This window comes from Ruegeria sp. C2, from assembly GCF_056537765.1.
In genome coordinates this window covers 836,848-851,399 of sequence record NZ_JBQFRZ010000001.1, presented here as the reverse complement: position 1 = coordinate 851,399, position 14,552 = coordinate 836,848, and the positions used below count along the sequence as shown (strand labels likewise).

Here is a 14,552-nt window from a genome sequence, read left to right as displayed (position 1 = left end):
GCATGTCGGATCCCTTTCATGCCGAGCTTGTATCTGCCATCCCGATGCCGACCCTGCTGGTTGACCAATCTGAGCGGATCGTTGCGGCGAACACCGAAGCGCGTACTCTGTTGGGTGCGGCGATTGAGGGACGGCACTTCGCCACGATCCTTCGGCAACCTCAGGTGATCGAAGCGATTGAGCAATGTATTCGGGCAAAGCAGCCTAGCAACGCGCGGCATCTGTCCAATGATGGTGCACAAGATACGACCTTTGAGGTGCAGTGCCGGTACATGAACGACTCACGGGTTGTGCTTGTGGTGTTTCAGGATGTCACCCATCTGGAGCAGGCCGGTCAGATGCGACGCGATTTTGTGGCCAATGTCAGTCATGAGCTGCGGACGCCGCTGACCGCTCTGATGGGGTTCATCGAAACGCTGCGCGGGCCTGCGCGCGATGATACGGCGGCCCGAGAGCGATTTTTGCAGATCATGGCGGACGAGGCCAATCGAATGAATCGGTTGGTGGGGGATCTGCTGTCACTCAACAGGGTGGAAAGCGAAGAGCGGGTCAGGCCAAAGGAACCTCTGGAACTGACCGGCCTGATCCAATCCACATTGAACACCCTTCGACCTCTTGCAGATGATGCCAATGTAAAGCTGTCACTGGACGCCCCGGATGATCCGGTGACGATGGTGGGTGACAGCGATCAGTTACGACAGGTTATCACCAACCTTGTGGAAAACGGCATAAAATACGGCGGCAGCGGGGGGCTGGTTCAGGTCGTAGTGACGTTGTCGGAGCGCGATACTGCCATGCGCGGGCCAGCCGTGAGAATCGGAATCATTGATCAGGGTCCCGGCATCAACCCAATACATCTTCCCCGCTTGACCGAGCGTTTCTATCGCGCAGACAGCCATCGCTCGCGCGAGTTGGGTGGAACAGGGCTGGGGCTTGCGATCGTCAAACACATTGTCAACCGACATCGGGGCAGGTTGCGGGTGGAAAGTGAGCTGGGGCAGGGTGCCGTGTTCACCGTCATACTGCCCCGTTGAGGTCAGATGGCGGACAGGCGATCCGCCGCTGACGTATCGTCAAGTTAAGAAATTTTCAAAATATCCTAACTTGTCATAAAACCGTTACATACCTGTCACAAAAGGCTTACGCGCGGCTCTTAGGGCTTTGCGCAGATCATCATGGGGATGATCAGTACCCATCCTTCTCAAGGAGACTGAAATGTCCTTTGTAAAACTGTCGGCTTCTGCGCTGGCAATCGCTGCCGTCTCGGCAACTGCTGCTGCTGCACGTGACAACGTTCAGGTTGCCGGTTCGTCGACCGTACTGCCTTATGCTTCGATCGTTGCCGAACTGTTTGGTGAAAATACAGACTTCCCGACCCCGGTTGTTGAATCGGGTGGTTCGTCGGCTGGTCTCAAGCGGTTCTGCGAAGGCGTTGGCGAAAACACAATCGACGTTGCAAACGCATCGCGCGCCATCCGCGAAAAAGAAATCAAAGCTTGCGCCGAAAACGGTGTGACCGACATCATGGAAGTACGCATTGGCTATGACGGCATCGTGTTCGCAAGCCAGCAGTCGGGCCCGGCCTTTACCGCATTTCAGCCGGCAGACATCTACAACGCCATCGGTTCGAAAGTCATGAAAGACGGCGCGCTGGTCGACAACAGCTTCAACAGCTGGGCCGAGTTCAATGGCGACCTGCCGGACGTTGAGATCGCGATGTTCATCCCGGGCACCAAGCACGGCACCCGTGAAGTGTTCGAAGACAAGGTTCTGCTTGCAGGTTGTGAAGCGACCGGCGCCATGGAAGCCATGATCGCAGGCGGCATGAGCGAAGATGATGCCGAAGATGCATGCCTTGACGTTCGTACTGACGGTAAGTCGGTCGACATCGACGGTGACTACACCGAGACCCTGGCCCGCATCGACACCAACACCAACGGCATCGGTGTTTTCGGTCTGGCGTTCTACGAGAACAACACCGACAAGCTGAAAGTGGCCACCATGGGTGGTATCGCGCCTTCGACCGAGACCATCGCGTCGGGTGAATACCCTGTTTCCCGCCCGCTGTTCTTCTACGTTAAGAAAGCGCATATCGGCGTGATCCCTGGCCTGAAAGAATACGCTCAGTTCTTCACTCATGATGAGATTGCAGGTGCGTCGGGTCCGCTGGCCAACTACGGTCTGGTTGCCGACCCTGAGCTGGCAAAAACGCAGGATGCGATTGCCAACGAAGTAACTTTGGGTTCGGGCAGCTAATTCCAAACCCCGTGTTAATTGAGCGGGGGCGGCATTTATAGTCGCCCCCGTTTCTTTCCCTAATCCCGATCAAGACCTGTGGGGGCAATATGCCAATTCTTTGGCTCATTCTGATCGTACTTGCGATCGCGGCAGTCGGATATGTGTTGGGGCGAATGCGCGCCTTGCAAAGTGCCAGAGGGGACAGCCGTAACCTGCATTCTCTTCCCTCGTTTTATGGGGCGAATGTTGCGCTGAAAGTTATCGTTCCCGCCTTTGGTCTGTTGATCGTCTGGCTGCTGGTTCAGCCGCTCTACGTGAATTCTCAGGTCTCGGAGATGGTTCCCGAAACGGCGATCAAGGAAGGATCGTCGCGTAGCCTTGTTATGGCCGAAGTGCGCCGGACGGCTAATGGTCTGGACAGTGCGGTCGCTCAGGGGCATCTCACCGAAGAGACCGCACAGGATGCGCAGGCGGATGTTTCCGAGATGACCCAGCGGCTGAAAGACGCGGGCCAGGTTGTGACCTCGGAAATCACACAGCCCGTGTTGCATGCCGCCCAGGCATACCGGTCGATTAACTCGACCGGCTATACGATTATGTCCATTGCCGTGATACTGATCGCCTTGGCAGGTGCCGCGTTCAGCTGGTTCCAGACACATTCGGAATACCGCGCCCGCAATGTGGTTGAGCAGGGAATTCGTGTGATGCTGCTGGCGGCTGCATCGATTGCGATCCTGACGACGGTCGGCATCGTACTGTCGCTGGTCTTCAACACGTGGGAATTCTTTAAGCTTTATCCAGCATCAGAGTTCTTCTTCGGAACAACATGGGCCCCCAGTTTCTCGGGCCGTGGTGGCGCGTCTGATCTGGGTATCATCCCGTTGCTGTGGGGCACATTCTACATCTCGTTGGTTGCATTGCTGGTGGCTGTGCCGATTGGTTTGTTTGCTGCTATTTACCTCAGCGAGTACGCTTCTTCCCGCGTGCGCTCGATCGCCAAACCGATGCTGGAGGTCCTGGCCGGTATCCCGACCATCGTTTACGGTCTATTTGCCTTGCTAACCGTTGGCCCACTGTTGCTGAGCGTGTTCGGAGATGACGGCTTAGGCTGGATGAAAGCCGGCACCGCGGTGATGACCGCCGGTCTGGTCATGGGCATTATGCTGATCCCGTTCGTCTCATCGCTGTCTGATGATATCATCAATGCGGTGCCGCAGGCGATGCGTGACGGGTCTTATGGGCTGGGGGCCACCCAGTCCGAGACCATCCGGCAAGTCGTTTTGCCCGCAGCATTGCCCGGCATCGTAGGTGCGATCTTGCTGGCCGCCTCGCGCGCAATTGGTGAGACCATGATTGTGGTTCTGGGGGCAGGGGCCGCAGCACGGCTCGACCTCAACCCGTTCGAGGCCATGACAACCGTCACCGCAAAGATCGTCAGCCAGTTGACCGGCGACGCGGATTTCGCCTCGCCCGAAGCGCTTGTGGCCTTCGCGCTCGGCATGACCTTGTTCATCCTCACGCTGGGGCTGAACGTTTTCGCCCTTTATATCGTGCGTAAGTATCGGGAGCAGTACGAATGACCGACGCCAGCATGCAAAGCCCCGAAACCGGCCGTCACGCGGTCTCGCTTACGGCGTCCGATGCACGGACCAAGAAACGCGCTGCTGCTGAAAAACGCTTTCGCGCGTACGGAATCGTTGCCATCGCGACTGGCTTGTTCTTTCTGGTCGTGCTGTTCACCTCGATCCTGTCGCAAGGCATCCCGGCCTTCAAACGCACTGTGATTAGCGTCGAGTTCACTCTGACGCCAGCACAGCGCGACGAAGCCGAAGGTACGCTATTCAAGACCAAAGCTTATTCCGATCTGTTTATTGCAGAGCTGAATGAACAACTGGCCGAAAGCGGTATCACGGTGGATTTCGATCAGGATGCCATCGAGCGTCTGTTGGGCAAAATCGGGGGTACGATCCGAACCTTCTATGCCGATAATCCAAGCAAGCTGGATGAGCCGATCATGTTCGATCTGGCGGCTTCAAGCCGGGTGGATGGGTATTTTAAGGGCAGGGTGTCGCGTGACACCCTGCAGGACAGCCGCTTCCTGCAACTCAGCGATCTGGATCTGGTGGACGCTTTGAAAGAAGCGGGCATCATCAAGCAGGCCTTCAACTGGCCGTTCATCACCGGAGCCGACTCGGGCGTGGATAACCCCGGTGGCGCAGGCATCGGTGCCTCGGTCGTTGGCTCATTCTTCATGATGCTGGTGGTACTGTGCCTGTCGCTGCCCATCGGTGTGGCCGCGTCGATTTATCTGGAAGAGTTCGCACCACAGAACAGGTTCACCGATCTGATCGAGGTGAATATCTCGAACCTGGCCGCCGTTCCGTCCATCGTGTTCGGTATTCTGGGCCTGGCCGTGTTCATCCAATTCATGCATCTGCCGCAATCGGCGCCGTTGGTTGGCGGTCTGGTGTTGACGCTGATGACTCTGCCTACCATCATCATCTCGACCCGTGCCTCGCTGAAGGCGGTTCCCCCGTCTATCCGTGACGCGGCATTGGGGGTAGGGGCCTCGAAAATGCAGGCCGTGTTTCATCACGTGTTGCCACTGGCCGCGCCAGGTATCCTGACTGGTACAATTATCGGGCTGGCGCAGGCCCTGGGTGAAACCGCACCGCTGCTGCTGATCGGCATGGTGGGCTTTGTTGCCCGCGGCTACCCCGATGGTTTCCTCGCAGGCTTTACCGAGCCGAACTCGGCAATGCCTGCACAGATTTACACATGGGCCGCGCGTGCTGATGTCGGGTTTTATGAGAAAGCCTGGGGTGGCATCATCATCCTTTTGATGTTCCTGCTGACCATGAATATCATCGCAATCATCCTGCGCCGCCGCTTTGAACGCCGCTGGTAATTGGGGGCTAAAATGAACGACATGACACGAGTGGAGAGAACCGTGGACTCCAAAAACATCAAGATCAACGCCAAGCAGGTTCAGGTCTATTACGGCGAGACCCACGCCATCAAGGACGTGAGCGTTGATATCGAAGATAAGACCGTGACGGCCTTCATCGGTCCCTCGGGCTGCGGCAAGTCCACCTTTCTGCGCTGTCTGAACCGGATGAACGATACGATTGATATCTGTCGCGTTGAAGGTGATATCCTGCTGGATGGTGAGGACATCTATGACAAACGCGTCGATCCGGTACAGTTGCGTGCCAAGGTCGGCATGGTGTTTCAGAAGCCGAACCCGTTCCCCAAATCGATCTATGACAACGTGGCCTACGGTCCACGCATCCACGGCCTCGCAAAGAACAAGGCGGAACTGGATGAGATCGTTGAGAAATCCCTACGCCGTGGTGCGATCTGGGATGAAGTCAAGGATCGTCTGGATGCCCCCGGCACCGGCCTCTCGGGTGGTCAACAACAACGCCTTTGCATTGCGCGTGCGGTCGCAACCGAACCTGAGGTTCTGTTGATGGACGAGCCTTGCTCGGCGCTTGACCCAATCGCAACGGCTCAGGTTGAAGAGCTGATCGATGAACTGCGCTCGCGCTATTCGGTGGTGATCGTGACTCATTCGATGCAGCAGGCGGCAAGGGTCAGCCAGAAGACAGCATTCTTCCATCTGGGCAATCTGGTTGAATTTGGCGAGACGGGGCAAATCTTCACCAACCCCGAAGACCCTCGCACAGAAAGCTACATCACCGGCCGGATCGGCTGAGCACAGGATTATTGCAATGAGCGAACAACATATTGCATCCGCGTTCGACCGCGACCTCGAAACCATTCAGGCGCATATCATGAAGATGGGCGGTTTGGTCGAGGCCGCGATCATGGGTGCGGCCCGGTCGCTGGAAACCCGCGACGAAGAACTGGCGAAAGAAGTACGTCAGGGCGACAAGGCCATCGACGCGCTGGAAGAGCTTATCGACGAAGAAACCGCACGACTGATCGCGCTGCGCGCGCCAACGGCGGGTGATCTGCGTCTGGTGCTGTCAGTTTTGAAGGTGTCGACCAACCTTGAGCGGATCGGCGACTATTCCAAGAATATCGCCAAGCGCACGACCGTGCTGGTCAACGCTGGTGAAATCAACGGCAGCGCCGCCGCCCTACGTCGGATGGCGCGCGAGGTTGAGCTGATGCTGCGCGATGCATTGGATGCCTATATTCAACGTGACGCCGAACTCGCGACGGATGTGATTGAACGCGATCTGGAGGTTGACCAGATGTATAACGGGCTGTTCCGCGAATTCCTGACTTTCATGGCAGAAGATCCGCGCAACATCTCGTCCTGCATGCATCTGCACTTCATCGCGAAGAACATCGAACGCATGGGTGATCACGTTACGGCAATCGCGGAACAGGTGGTCTATTTGGTCACTGGTGAACGGCCGACCGAAGCACGGCCCAAGGCCGATAACACCTCGCAAACGATCTAGGAGGCTGACCTTATGTCCGCTGATCAACCGACGGTGCTGGTGGTTGAAGATGAATTGGCCCAGCGTGAGGTTCTTTCCTATAACCTCGAAGCCGAGGGGTTCCGGGTCACAAAAGCCGCGAATGGTGACGAGGGTTTGTTGCTCGTCGAAGAAGACCGCCCGGACATTATCGTTCTCGACTGGATGATGCCCAATCTCAGCGGTATTGAGGTCTGTCGCCGCCTGAAGACACGGCCCGATACCCGATCGATCCCGATCATCATGCTGTCGGCGCGTTCGGAAGAGGTCGATAAGGTGCGCGGTCTGGAAACCGGGGCGGATGACTACGTGATCAAGCCTTACTCGGTGGTGGAGTTGATGGCGCGGGTCCGCACTCAGCTGCGTCGGGTGCGTCCAGCGACGGTGGGTATTCGGCTAGAATTCGATGATATCATCCTGGACTCAGAAACCCATAAGGTCAGCCGGGACAATAAGCCTTTGAAGCTCGGCCCAACCGAGTTCCGCCTGCTCAGCACCTTCATGGAAAAACCGGGTCGGGTCTGGAGCCGTGAACAGCTGCTCGACCGGGTCTGGGGCCGCGATATCTATGTCGATACGCGCACTGTGGACGTTCATATCGGTCGTTTGCGCAAGGCATTGACGCAGCACGGTGGTGAAGATCCGGTACGGACGGTCCGTGGGGCAGGGTACGCGTTAGGCTAACGCGGCAACGTCTCTTCGGTCTGGGCCTGGGAGGCAAGCCAGTGTCGGAACTGTCGCAACGAATCGTCCTGCGACTTGTCGTGGGGCCAGACCAGATAATAGGCACCCAGCGTCTCAAATGCATCGGGGAAGGCGGCGACCAGGTTACCTGTCGCAAGGTCCTGCTCAATTAGGTAGTTGGGCAGCAACGCCACACCTAGACCGTGCAAGGCAGCCTGATTGATTGTGTTGAATTGATCATGCACGGTGCCGGGCAGGGGATGCGGAGCCTCGACCCCCATTTGTCGGAACCACTCTTGCCAAGCCCGTGGACGCGTCTGGATGTGTAGCAACGGCAATTTGAGCAATTCGTCTGGTGTAGACGGTGTTCCCTGCGGTAGCAGCTCAGGCGCGCAAACCGGCAGAACGCGTTCCATTTTTAGCAACAAACGGTCGGTTCCTGGCCAGTCAGGCTCACCAAAGTGCAACGCAGCGTCAAAGGGTTCCGACGCGAAATTGAACGGCCTCAGCCGAGTTGTCATGTTGATGGTTATGTCCGGATTCAAACGCGCGAAATCCGGCAGACGCGGTACCAGCCAACGCATCCCAAAGGTCGGCAGGATTGCCAGATTCAACGTACCTCCAACAGGCGACACGTGCAATTTCAGCGCAGCCTGCGCGATCTGGGACAAGGCTGGCCGAATCTCTTGCACATAATCCTGCCCGGCCTTGGTCAGCGACAATCTCTTTCGGTCACGGCTGACGAGTTCTGCGCCCAGATGCGCCTCAAGCGTTTGCAGCGACCGACTGACAGCGCTCTGCGTCAATGCCATTTCGTCGGCAACCGCCGAGGCAGAGCCTAGTCGATCCAGCGCTTCCAATGCACGCAGGGCGGAGATCGGGGGCAGGATGGGGCGGCGCATACTCATCTATGCGTTTTAGTCATGAAAATGTGCAAATGTCTCGCTGTTTTTTGAGGAAACCTCAGATTATGATGCGCGAGACATTGTATCGGAGACTCATCATGAACGCGCCAGAGACCAAACCAGTTCTAAGGGCCAAAGACGCGCCCGATTTGGGAAACTTTGCTTGGGACGATCCTTTCCGTCTGGCAGATCAGTTGGAAGAAGATGAACGATTGGTTGCTGACAGTGCCCGCGCATATGCGCAGGAAAAGCTGCAGCCGCGCGTCACTCAGGCGTTTCAGAACGAGGAGACCGATCCTGAAATCTTTCGGGAAATGGGCGAAATGGGCCTGCTGGGCACGACAATCCCCGAGGAATATGGCGGCATCGGTGCGGGATATGTGAGCTATGGGCTGGTCGCGCGCGAGGTTGAGCGGGTGGATTCCGGCTATCGCTCGATGATGTCGGTGCAAAGCTCGCTGGTGATGTATCCGATCTATGCCTATGGCAGCGAAGAGCAGCGCCGGAAATACCTGCCAAAGCTGGCCAGCGGTGAATGGATTGGCTGTTTCGGGCTGACCGAACCGGATGCAGGCTCTGATCCTGCTGCCATGAAAACCCGGGCTGAAAAGACTGACGGTGGCTATCGTCTGACTGGCAGCAAGATGTGGATTTCGAATGCTCCGATTGCAGATGTGTTTGTCGTGTGGGCCAAGTCGGATGCGCATGATGGCAAGATCCGGGGCTTTGTGCTGGACAAGAACACCAAGGGGTTGAGCGCGCCGAAGATCGAAAACAAGCTGAGCCTGCGCGCCTCGATCACCGGCGAAATTGTGATGGAAGGCGTTGAGGTCGGCGAAGATGCGTTACTGCCGCATGTGCAGGGCCTGAAAGGACCGTTCGGATGTCTGAACCGCGCGCGTTATGGGATCAGTTGGGGCGTTATGGGGGCGGCTGAGAGCTGCTGGCATGCTGCGCGTCAATACGGTCTGGATCGAAAGCAATTCAATCGGCCATTGGCGCAGACCCAACTGTTCCAACGCAAACTGGCTGAGATGCAAACTGAAATCGCTCTGGGCCTTCAGGCAAGCCTGCGTGTCGGGCGTTTGATGGATCAGGCCGAAGCTGCGCCCGAGATGATCTCGATCATCAAGCGCAACAACTGCGGCAAGGCGCTGGACATCGCGCGGATGTCACGGGACATGCATGGGGGCAATGGTATCTCGCTTGAGTTCCAGGTGGTGCGCCACATGATCAATCTGGAAACCGTGAATACCTATGAGGGGACGCATGACGTGCATGCGCTGATTCTTGGTCGGGCGCAGACCGGGTTGCAGGCATTCTACTGATATAACACTTTCCGCATAATCGGTATTATGAAAAAAAACTATCGTCAGAAAATCCACTCTGGCGATGGTTTTCCAACGTGTTAGGCTGATCTGCGAAACTCAGAGCACAGACAGACATGCACCTGAACGATAAGACAGTTGTTGTGACCGGCGCCGCTGGTGGCATTGGCCAAGGACTTGCTGAACGATTTGCCAATGAAGGTGCGCGCATTGTTTGCGCAGATATCGACGCTGCCGGTGCGCAGCACGTTGCGGACAAGATCGGTGGTCATGCCATTCATTGCGATGTTTCTCAGGAAGCTGACATCTGCAACTTGATCGAAACCGTTGAGGATAGCATCGCACCAATAGATCTGTTTTGTGCGAATGCCGGTATTCTAACACTTGGCGGGCTTGATGTTCCGGACACCGAATGGGAACGGATTTGGCAAATTAACGTCATGTCTCATGTCTGGACCGCTCGGCATTTATTACCGCGTATGGTGGCGCGTGGCGGCGGATACCTGATGACGACCGCCTCGGCCGCAGGGCTGCTCAATCAACCTGGCGCGGCACCATATGGCGTCACAAAACACGCCGCCATTGGGTTTGCAGAATGGGTCGCGTTGACCTATGGGCATCAAGGAATCCGAGTGTCGGTTCTGTGCCCTCAGGCGGTACGTTCGGACATGACCCGTGGACATGAGGATTCAGTTGCGGCGATCGACGGTATGCTTGAGCCCGAAGCAGTCGCTCAGGCCTGTGTCGAAGCGCTGGCCGAGGAGCGGTTTCTAATCCTGCCGCATCCTCAGGTATTGGACTATATGCGGTTGAAAACAGCAGATTATGACCGCTGGATCGACGGAATGTCCAAGTTGAATCAAAAATATACCAGCGAAACTTAACGCGAGCGACGTCGCCGAAGCAAACCTTCCTGCGCGACTGAGGCAACCAATGTGCCGTCTTGCGAATAAATCGATCCCCGGTTGAAACTACGCCCCTGCCCCGTCCATGGCGATTCCATCGCGTAAAGGTGCCAGTTCTGGAACTGTACCGGCGCGTGAAACCAGAGCGCATGATCCAGGCTGGCACCATCGATCTCACCAGTGAACCAACTGAGGCCATGCGGGCGCATGCCCGAACTCAGCAAACTCATGTCAGACGCATAGGCCAGCAGCAGGTGCTGCGTAATCCGGTCGGCCTGTGCTGCAGCCCCCATACGGAACCACACATGGTTCCGGTCATCTGCTTTGTCCGGCGTAAAAAGGTCCAGCGGAGCGACCTCACGTACTTCGATTGGACGTTCGCGCAGAAGTTCTGTTTTGAGCACTTCAGGCACGCGACTCAGATACTTCTGACGCATTTCATCGCGTGATGGGTGATGCTCTGGTGGCTCCACTTTCGGCATAGGATGCTGATGATCCCAACCATCATCCTGTTTGTGGAACGATGCCGAAAGGTTCAGGATTTGCTTTCCATGTTGGATTGCAACCACACGACGGGTGGTGAAAGAACCTCCATCTCGGGCGCGATCCACTTGATATATAACAGGAATCGAAGGATCGCCGGGCCGAATAAAGTAAGCGTGCAGCGAATGACACAACCGGTCATCGACGGTCCTGTAAGCTGCTGCAAGGGCCTGCGCGATCACTTGCCCACCAAAGATGCGCGTTGGGGTCTCTCCACCAGAGCCAGTACCCCGGAACAGATCAACTTCAAGCGCTTCGATGTTGAGCAGGTCAAGCAGAACGCGTTCGGCTTCGGTCATAAGTGGGTCTCCGGCTTAGCGATGTCCCCGGCTATCATCCACACCGAGGTCATTCAACGAGCGCACCATGTACAAGTGCCTTCAATTCCGCACGCGAGGGGTAAGAGCTGGAAGGTGAAAGCTGAGTAAAGAACACCGCTGAGAAATCATTGACTTGATCCACCCAGAAATAGGTGGACGCCATGCCACCCCAACCGAAATCACCGACCGAGCCCGGACACCGCAGGCGCGCCGGGTCCAAAACCACGGCACCTCCAATGCCAAACCCGGTTCCTTCCATGGGTTGCTCGGCAAAGCTTTGGGGGCCCATCGATGCAATATCGCCGGGTAAGTGATTGCGTAGCATGAATTCTATCGTCTTTGGCCCCAGAATGCGCTCCCCGTTTCCTGAGCCTTTGTTGCGCAACATTTCAGCGAAGCGACTGTAATCATCGATCGTACTGATCAGCCCGCCTCCACCAGAGAAAGTCGTTGTGGCTTCAAACGGAGAGTCTCCGGCGCAATCAACTAGGCGCAGCGTATCGCCCCCGGTCTTGGCCGCATTCAATGCCATCGCGTCGCCTTCAAGCGGCGTATAGAGCGAGGCGAACCGATCCCCTGCCCCGTTCGGCACTGAAAACCCCGTCTCGTGCATGCCGAGTGGCTCAAAAATGTGATCGGCCAGAAAGCGCTCGAAGGACTGCCCCGAGGTGACCTCGATGACGCGACCGATGACGTCGATACCCACCGAGTATTCCCAGCGGTGGCCCGGTTGAAAAGCCAGAGGCAAAGTGGCCAGGACCTCGACCCGATCCGCGAGCGGACCCTGTGCCGGTGAAAATATCAGTCCAAGCTCATCCATCGCCTCGGGCAGCAACCCGGGATTAAACGGATAACTGAGACCACTGGTATGCGTCAGCAACTGATGCAGGGTTGGCGTTGGTGCGGCCTCGGTCTGATCCAAGCGCGTGGCGCCGGGAATCAGGGCTTGCATCGACTGAAACTCGGGCAGGAACTCGGAAACGGGTGCGTCGAGATGAAACTGCCCGCGCTCAACCAGCATCATGAGCGCAACCGAGGTCACGGGTTTGGTCATAGAATAAATACGCACGAGGCTATCGCGCTGAAACGGCAAGTCATTTTCAAGACACCGGCGACCACAGCTGTGAAAGAACGCCTCCTGCCCGTTGTGCAGAATCAGTAGGCTGCTGCCGACGTATTTTTTCTCGTCTACATATCGCTGCATCCAGGATTGAATGCGGGTTAGTGCGGTTGGGTCAAATTTCATGATCTACGCCTCCAGCGCGGATAGGCCATGTTGAGCAAATACCGGAACATATGCACCAAAGGCGCGCGCCCTTGCAGGGTCTGAGGCGTTGCCATCCAGCGACCGTTTGTAGACACCTTGAAGTATGGCCGCCATGCGGAAGAAGTTGAAGGCGAGATAGAAGCCGAAATTCTCGATCCCCGGCAGGCCGCGCCGCGCGCAATAATCTGCAATAAATGACTGATCCGATGGGAGGCCTAGTGCATCGCGATCCACCCCGGCCAATCCACGCCCTTCCTTACCCGGTGGCAACTGCCACTGCATGATTACCGCCGCAAGATCCGCGTAAGGATGGCCGATGGTCGACAGTTCCCAATCCAGCACGCCAATGCAGTTCGTTCCAGTGTGCTCGAACAACATGTTATCAATCCTATAGTCGCCATGAACCAATGTTCTCTGGCCGTCATCCGCAGGGATTTGTTGTTTAAGTTTGCCGATCAAGCTATTCATATAGTTTATATCTTCGGTTTCCGAAGCTCGGTACTGCTTGGTCCATCGCCCGATCTGTCGTTCGAAGTAATTCCCCGGAGGGCCGAAATCCGACAGGCCTGCGGCATCGATGTCTACCATGTGCAACTCGGCCAGAACGCGGTTCATCTCATCCAATATGCCAGCACGAGTGGCGTTGTTTTCACCCTTCATAACAGGATCAACGAATGAGCGTCCGTCCAGATGCTCCATCACATAGAACGCTGAGCCGATGATGCTGTCGTCTTCGCACAGAAGGTACACCTGCGGCACCGGGACCCTGGAGCTGATCAGAGCGCTTTGAACCCGAAACTCACGATCCACTGCATGCGCAGACTTGAGCAATACGCCCGGTGGCTTGCGCCGCAGAACGTAGTTCTTACTAGGCGTTTGCAGCAGATAGGTCGGATTGGATTGCCCGACCGTGAATTTCGTTGCTTCAAGCGGGCCCTGATAATCACCTAGATGTGTTTCAAGGTACGCATTTACCGCATTTATATCTAACGTATTTTCCTGATCAGTCATCCGAAACCCAGATGTTGAAAGCAGCTATAGAGCGTCGGCAAAGATGTTCCCGCCGCTCTGCACATTTATCCCGCCCGAGACTGGCAGGACCGCCCCGGTGACATAGCTGCCCCCGCGTCCACAGAGGAAGAGCACGCAGCCTCCGATATCCTCGGCACGACCTACGCGGCCAAGCGGGACGGATTTGCCAACACGCTCACGTTTGTCCTCATCTTCGGTGGCAAAGGCTGTCATGCGCGACACGAACGGTCCCGGCGCAAGCGCATTCACTGTCACGCGGTAAGGTGCCAACTCCTTGGCCATGATCTTGGACAGATGGATCACTGCCGCTTTCGACGCGGAATAGCTATAGGCGCCGTCACCCATCGGCGTTTCGCCCATCACCGACCCAACATTGACCACGCGCGCCGGGTCGTCATCCGAGGCGGATTTCATCAACAGCGGCAACAGCTTTTGGGTCAGATCAAAAATACCTGCTACATTGACCGACATCACCTTATCCCATGCTGCATAGGGGAACTGCCCCATAGGCGCACCCCAAGTGACGCCGGCATTATTCATCAGGATTTCTAGTGTTTCTGTCCGTTTCCTCACTTCAGCGATCAGAGCATCTATTCCCTCTTCACTGCCGATATCCCCTGCAAACCCCTCAGCCGATCCGGGCGCATCCATCGCGTTCAGCTCCGCAGCCACGGCCTCACATGCATCGCCCTTACGTGAAGCGATCAATACATGGGCCCCTGCGCGTACCAGAGCCTCGGCCGCCATCCGACCGATGCCTGTTGCACCTCCGGTGACCAGAGCGGTTTTGCCGTTCAGCGAAAACAAAGTCTCAGGCGTCATGTGCTCTCCTCTACCCAGATACCGTTACGGAAGCTGACAGGTCATCTTCTTGAC

Annotated in this window: 14 protein-coding genes; 9 read left to right on the top strand and 5 right to left on the bottom strand. The window is 56.6% G+C overall.

What is annotated here, in order from left to right:
* Positions 1-2: 2 nt before the first annotated feature.
* The 7 genes from ACR0IV_RS04285 (at position 3) to phoB (ending at position 7,376) form a co-directional block, all read left to right on the top strand.
* On the top strand, positions 3-1,034 hold the full coding sequence (locus ACR0IV_RS04285; protein WP_480657668.1) for an ATP-binding protein: 1,032 nt from the start codon (positions 3-5) through the stop codon (positions 1,032-1,034).
* A 181-nt stretch (positions 1,035-1,215) separates the two neighbouring features.
* Positions 1,216-2,256, top strand: coding sequence for a substrate-binding domain-containing protein (locus tag ACR0IV_RS04280; protein WP_480469801.1), 1,041 nt, complete (start codon positions 1,216-1,218; stop codon positions 2,254-2,256).
* 89 nt (positions 2,257-2,345) lie between these two features.
* Positions 2,346-3,818, top strand: coding sequence for a phosphate ABC transporter permease subunit PstC (gene pstC / locus ACR0IV_RS04275; protein ID WP_480657669.1), 1,473 nt, complete (start codon positions 2,346-2,348; stop codon positions 3,816-3,818).
* Entirely contained in the window at positions 3,815-5,146 is a 1,332-nt protein-coding gene (gene pstA, locus ACR0IV_RS04270) for a phosphate ABC transporter permease PstA (RefSeq protein ID WP_480657671.1), read from the top strand. Before pstC ends, pstA begins: the two co-directional genes overlap by 4 nt.
* Positions 5,147-5,158: 12 nt before the next feature.
* Positions 5,159-5,956, top strand: a complete 798-nt coding sequence (gene pstB / locus ACR0IV_RS04265; protein ID WP_480469804.1) for a phosphate ABC transporter ATP-binding protein PstB — start codon at positions 5,159-5,161, stop codon at positions 5,954-5,956.
* Positions 5,957-5,972: 16 nt separating this feature from the next.
* Positions 5,973-6,674 carry a phosphate signaling complex protein PhoU gene (gene phoU / locus ACR0IV_RS04260; protein WP_480469805.1) on the top strand — a complete coding sequence of 234 codons (702 nt, stop codon included), beginning with the start codon at positions 5,973-5,975 and terminating at the stop codon, positions 6,672-6,674.
* Between the two features lie 12 nt (positions 6,675-6,686).
* Positions 6,687-7,376 carry a phosphate regulon transcriptional regulator PhoB gene (gene phoB / locus ACR0IV_RS04255; RefSeq protein WP_480469806.1) on the top strand — a complete coding sequence of 230 codons (690 nt, stop codon included), beginning with the start codon at positions 6,687-6,689 and terminating at the stop codon, positions 7,374-7,376.
* Here phoB and ACR0IV_RS04250 read toward each other — a convergent pair.
* The gene (locus ACR0IV_RS04250; protein WP_480657672.1) at positions 7,373-8,284 is read right to left on the bottom strand and encodes a LysR substrate-binding domain-containing protein; all 912 of its coding nucleotides are present in this window, start codon (positions 8,282-8,284) and stop codon (positions 7,373-7,375) included. The two genes, phoB and ACR0IV_RS04250, sit on opposite strands and share 4 nt — an antisense overlap.
* A 95-nt stretch (positions 8,285-8,379) precedes the next feature.
* Here ACR0IV_RS04250 and ACR0IV_RS04245 point away from each other — a divergent pair, with 95 nt between their 5' ends.
* Positions 8,380-9,609, top strand: a complete 1,230-nt coding sequence (locus ACR0IV_RS04245; protein ID WP_480657673.1) for an acyl-CoA dehydrogenase — start codon at positions 8,380-8,382, stop codon at positions 9,607-9,609.
* 116 nt (positions 9,610-9,725) lie between these two features.
* A complete protein-coding gene (locus ACR0IV_RS04240) occupies positions 9,726-10,493 on the top strand; it encodes an SDR family oxidoreductase (protein WP_480657674.1) in 768 nt (255 codons plus the stop codon).
* Here ACR0IV_RS04240 and ACR0IV_RS04235 read toward each other — a convergent pair.
* Genes ACR0IV_RS04235 through ACR0IV_RS04220 form a run of 4 tightly spaced genes read right to left on the bottom strand, consistent with a single transcriptional unit; the run spans position 10,490 to position 14,498 of the window.
* The gene (locus ACR0IV_RS04235; RefSeq protein ID WP_480657676.1) at positions 10,490-11,356 is read right to left on the bottom strand and encodes an acyl-CoA thioesterase; all 867 of its coding nucleotides are present in this window, start codon (positions 11,354-11,356) and stop codon (positions 10,490-10,492) included. The two genes, ACR0IV_RS04240 and ACR0IV_RS04235, sit on opposite strands and share 4 nt — an antisense overlap.
* A 49-nt stretch (positions 11,357-11,405) precedes the next feature.
* Positions 11,406-12,623, bottom strand: a complete 1,218-nt coding sequence (locus ACR0IV_RS04230; protein ID WP_480657678.1) for a serine hydrolase domain-containing protein — start codon at positions 12,621-12,623, stop codon at positions 11,406-11,408.
* Between the two features lie 3 nt (positions 12,624-12,626).
* Positions 12,627-13,655, bottom strand: coding sequence for a phosphotransferase (locus tag ACR0IV_RS04225; protein WP_480657679.1), 1,029 nt, complete (start codon positions 13,653-13,655; stop codon positions 12,627-12,629).
* 24 nt (positions 13,656-13,679) lie between these two features.
* Positions 13,680-14,498, bottom strand: coding sequence for an SDR family NAD(P)-dependent oxidoreductase (locus tag ACR0IV_RS04220; protein ID WP_480657681.1), 819 nt, complete (start codon positions 14,496-14,498; stop codon positions 13,680-13,682).
* Positions 14,499-14,552: the final 54 nt, after the last annotated feature.

Excerpts from the sequence above, each read along its gene's own strand:
- ACR0IV_RS04285 (WP_480657668.1), top strand. The coding sequence starts at position 3 with ATGTCGGATCCCTTTCATGCCGAGCTTGTATCTGCCATCCCGATGCCG.
- ACR0IV_RS04280 (WP_480469801.1), top strand. The coding sequence starts at position 1,216 with ATGTCCTTTGTAAAACTGTCGGCTTCTGCGCTGGCAATCGCTGCCGTC.
- pstC (WP_480657669.1), top strand. The coding sequence starts at position 2,346 with ATGCCAATTCTTTGGCTCATTCTGATCGTACTTGCGATCGCGGCAGTC.
- pstA (WP_480657671.1), top strand. The coding sequence starts at position 3,815 with ATGACCGACGCCAGCATGCAAAGCCCCGAAACCGGCCGTCACGCGGTC.
- pstB (WP_480469804.1), top strand. The coding sequence starts at position 5,159 with ATGAACGACATGACACGAGTGGAGAGAACCGTGGACTCCAAAAACATC.
- phoU (WP_480469805.1), top strand. The coding sequence starts at position 5,973 with ATGAGCGAACAACATATTGCATCCGCGTTCGACCGCGACCTCGAAACC.
- phoB (WP_480469806.1), top strand. The coding sequence starts at position 6,687 with ATGTCCGCTGATCAACCGACGGTGCTGGTGGTTGAAGATGAATTGGCC.
- ACR0IV_RS04250 (WP_480657672.1), bottom strand. The coding sequence starts at position 8,284 with ATGAGTATGCGCCGCCCCATCCTGCCCCCGATCTCCGCCCTGCGTGCA.
- ACR0IV_RS04245 (WP_480657673.1), top strand. The coding sequence starts at position 8,380 with ATGAACGCGCCAGAGACCAAACCAGTTCTAAGGGCCAAAGACGCGCCC.
- ACR0IV_RS04240 (WP_480657674.1), top strand. The coding sequence starts at position 9,726 with ATGCACCTGAACGATAAGACAGTTGTTGTGACCGGCGCCGCTGGTGGC.
- ACR0IV_RS04235 (WP_480657676.1), bottom strand. The coding sequence starts at position 11,356 with ATGACCGAAGCCGAACGCGTTCTGCTTGACCTGCTCAACATCGAAGCG.
- ACR0IV_RS04230 (WP_480657678.1), bottom strand. The coding sequence starts at position 12,623 with ATGAAATTTGACCCAACCGCACTAACCCGCATTCAATCCTGGATGCAG.
- ACR0IV_RS04225 (WP_480657679.1), bottom strand. The coding sequence starts at position 13,655 with ATGACTGATCAGGAAAATACGTTAGATATAAATGCGGTAAATGCGTAC.
- ACR0IV_RS04220 (WP_480657681.1), bottom strand. The coding sequence starts at position 14,498 with ATGACGCCTGAGACTTTGTTTTCGCTGAACGGCAAAACCGCTCTGGTC.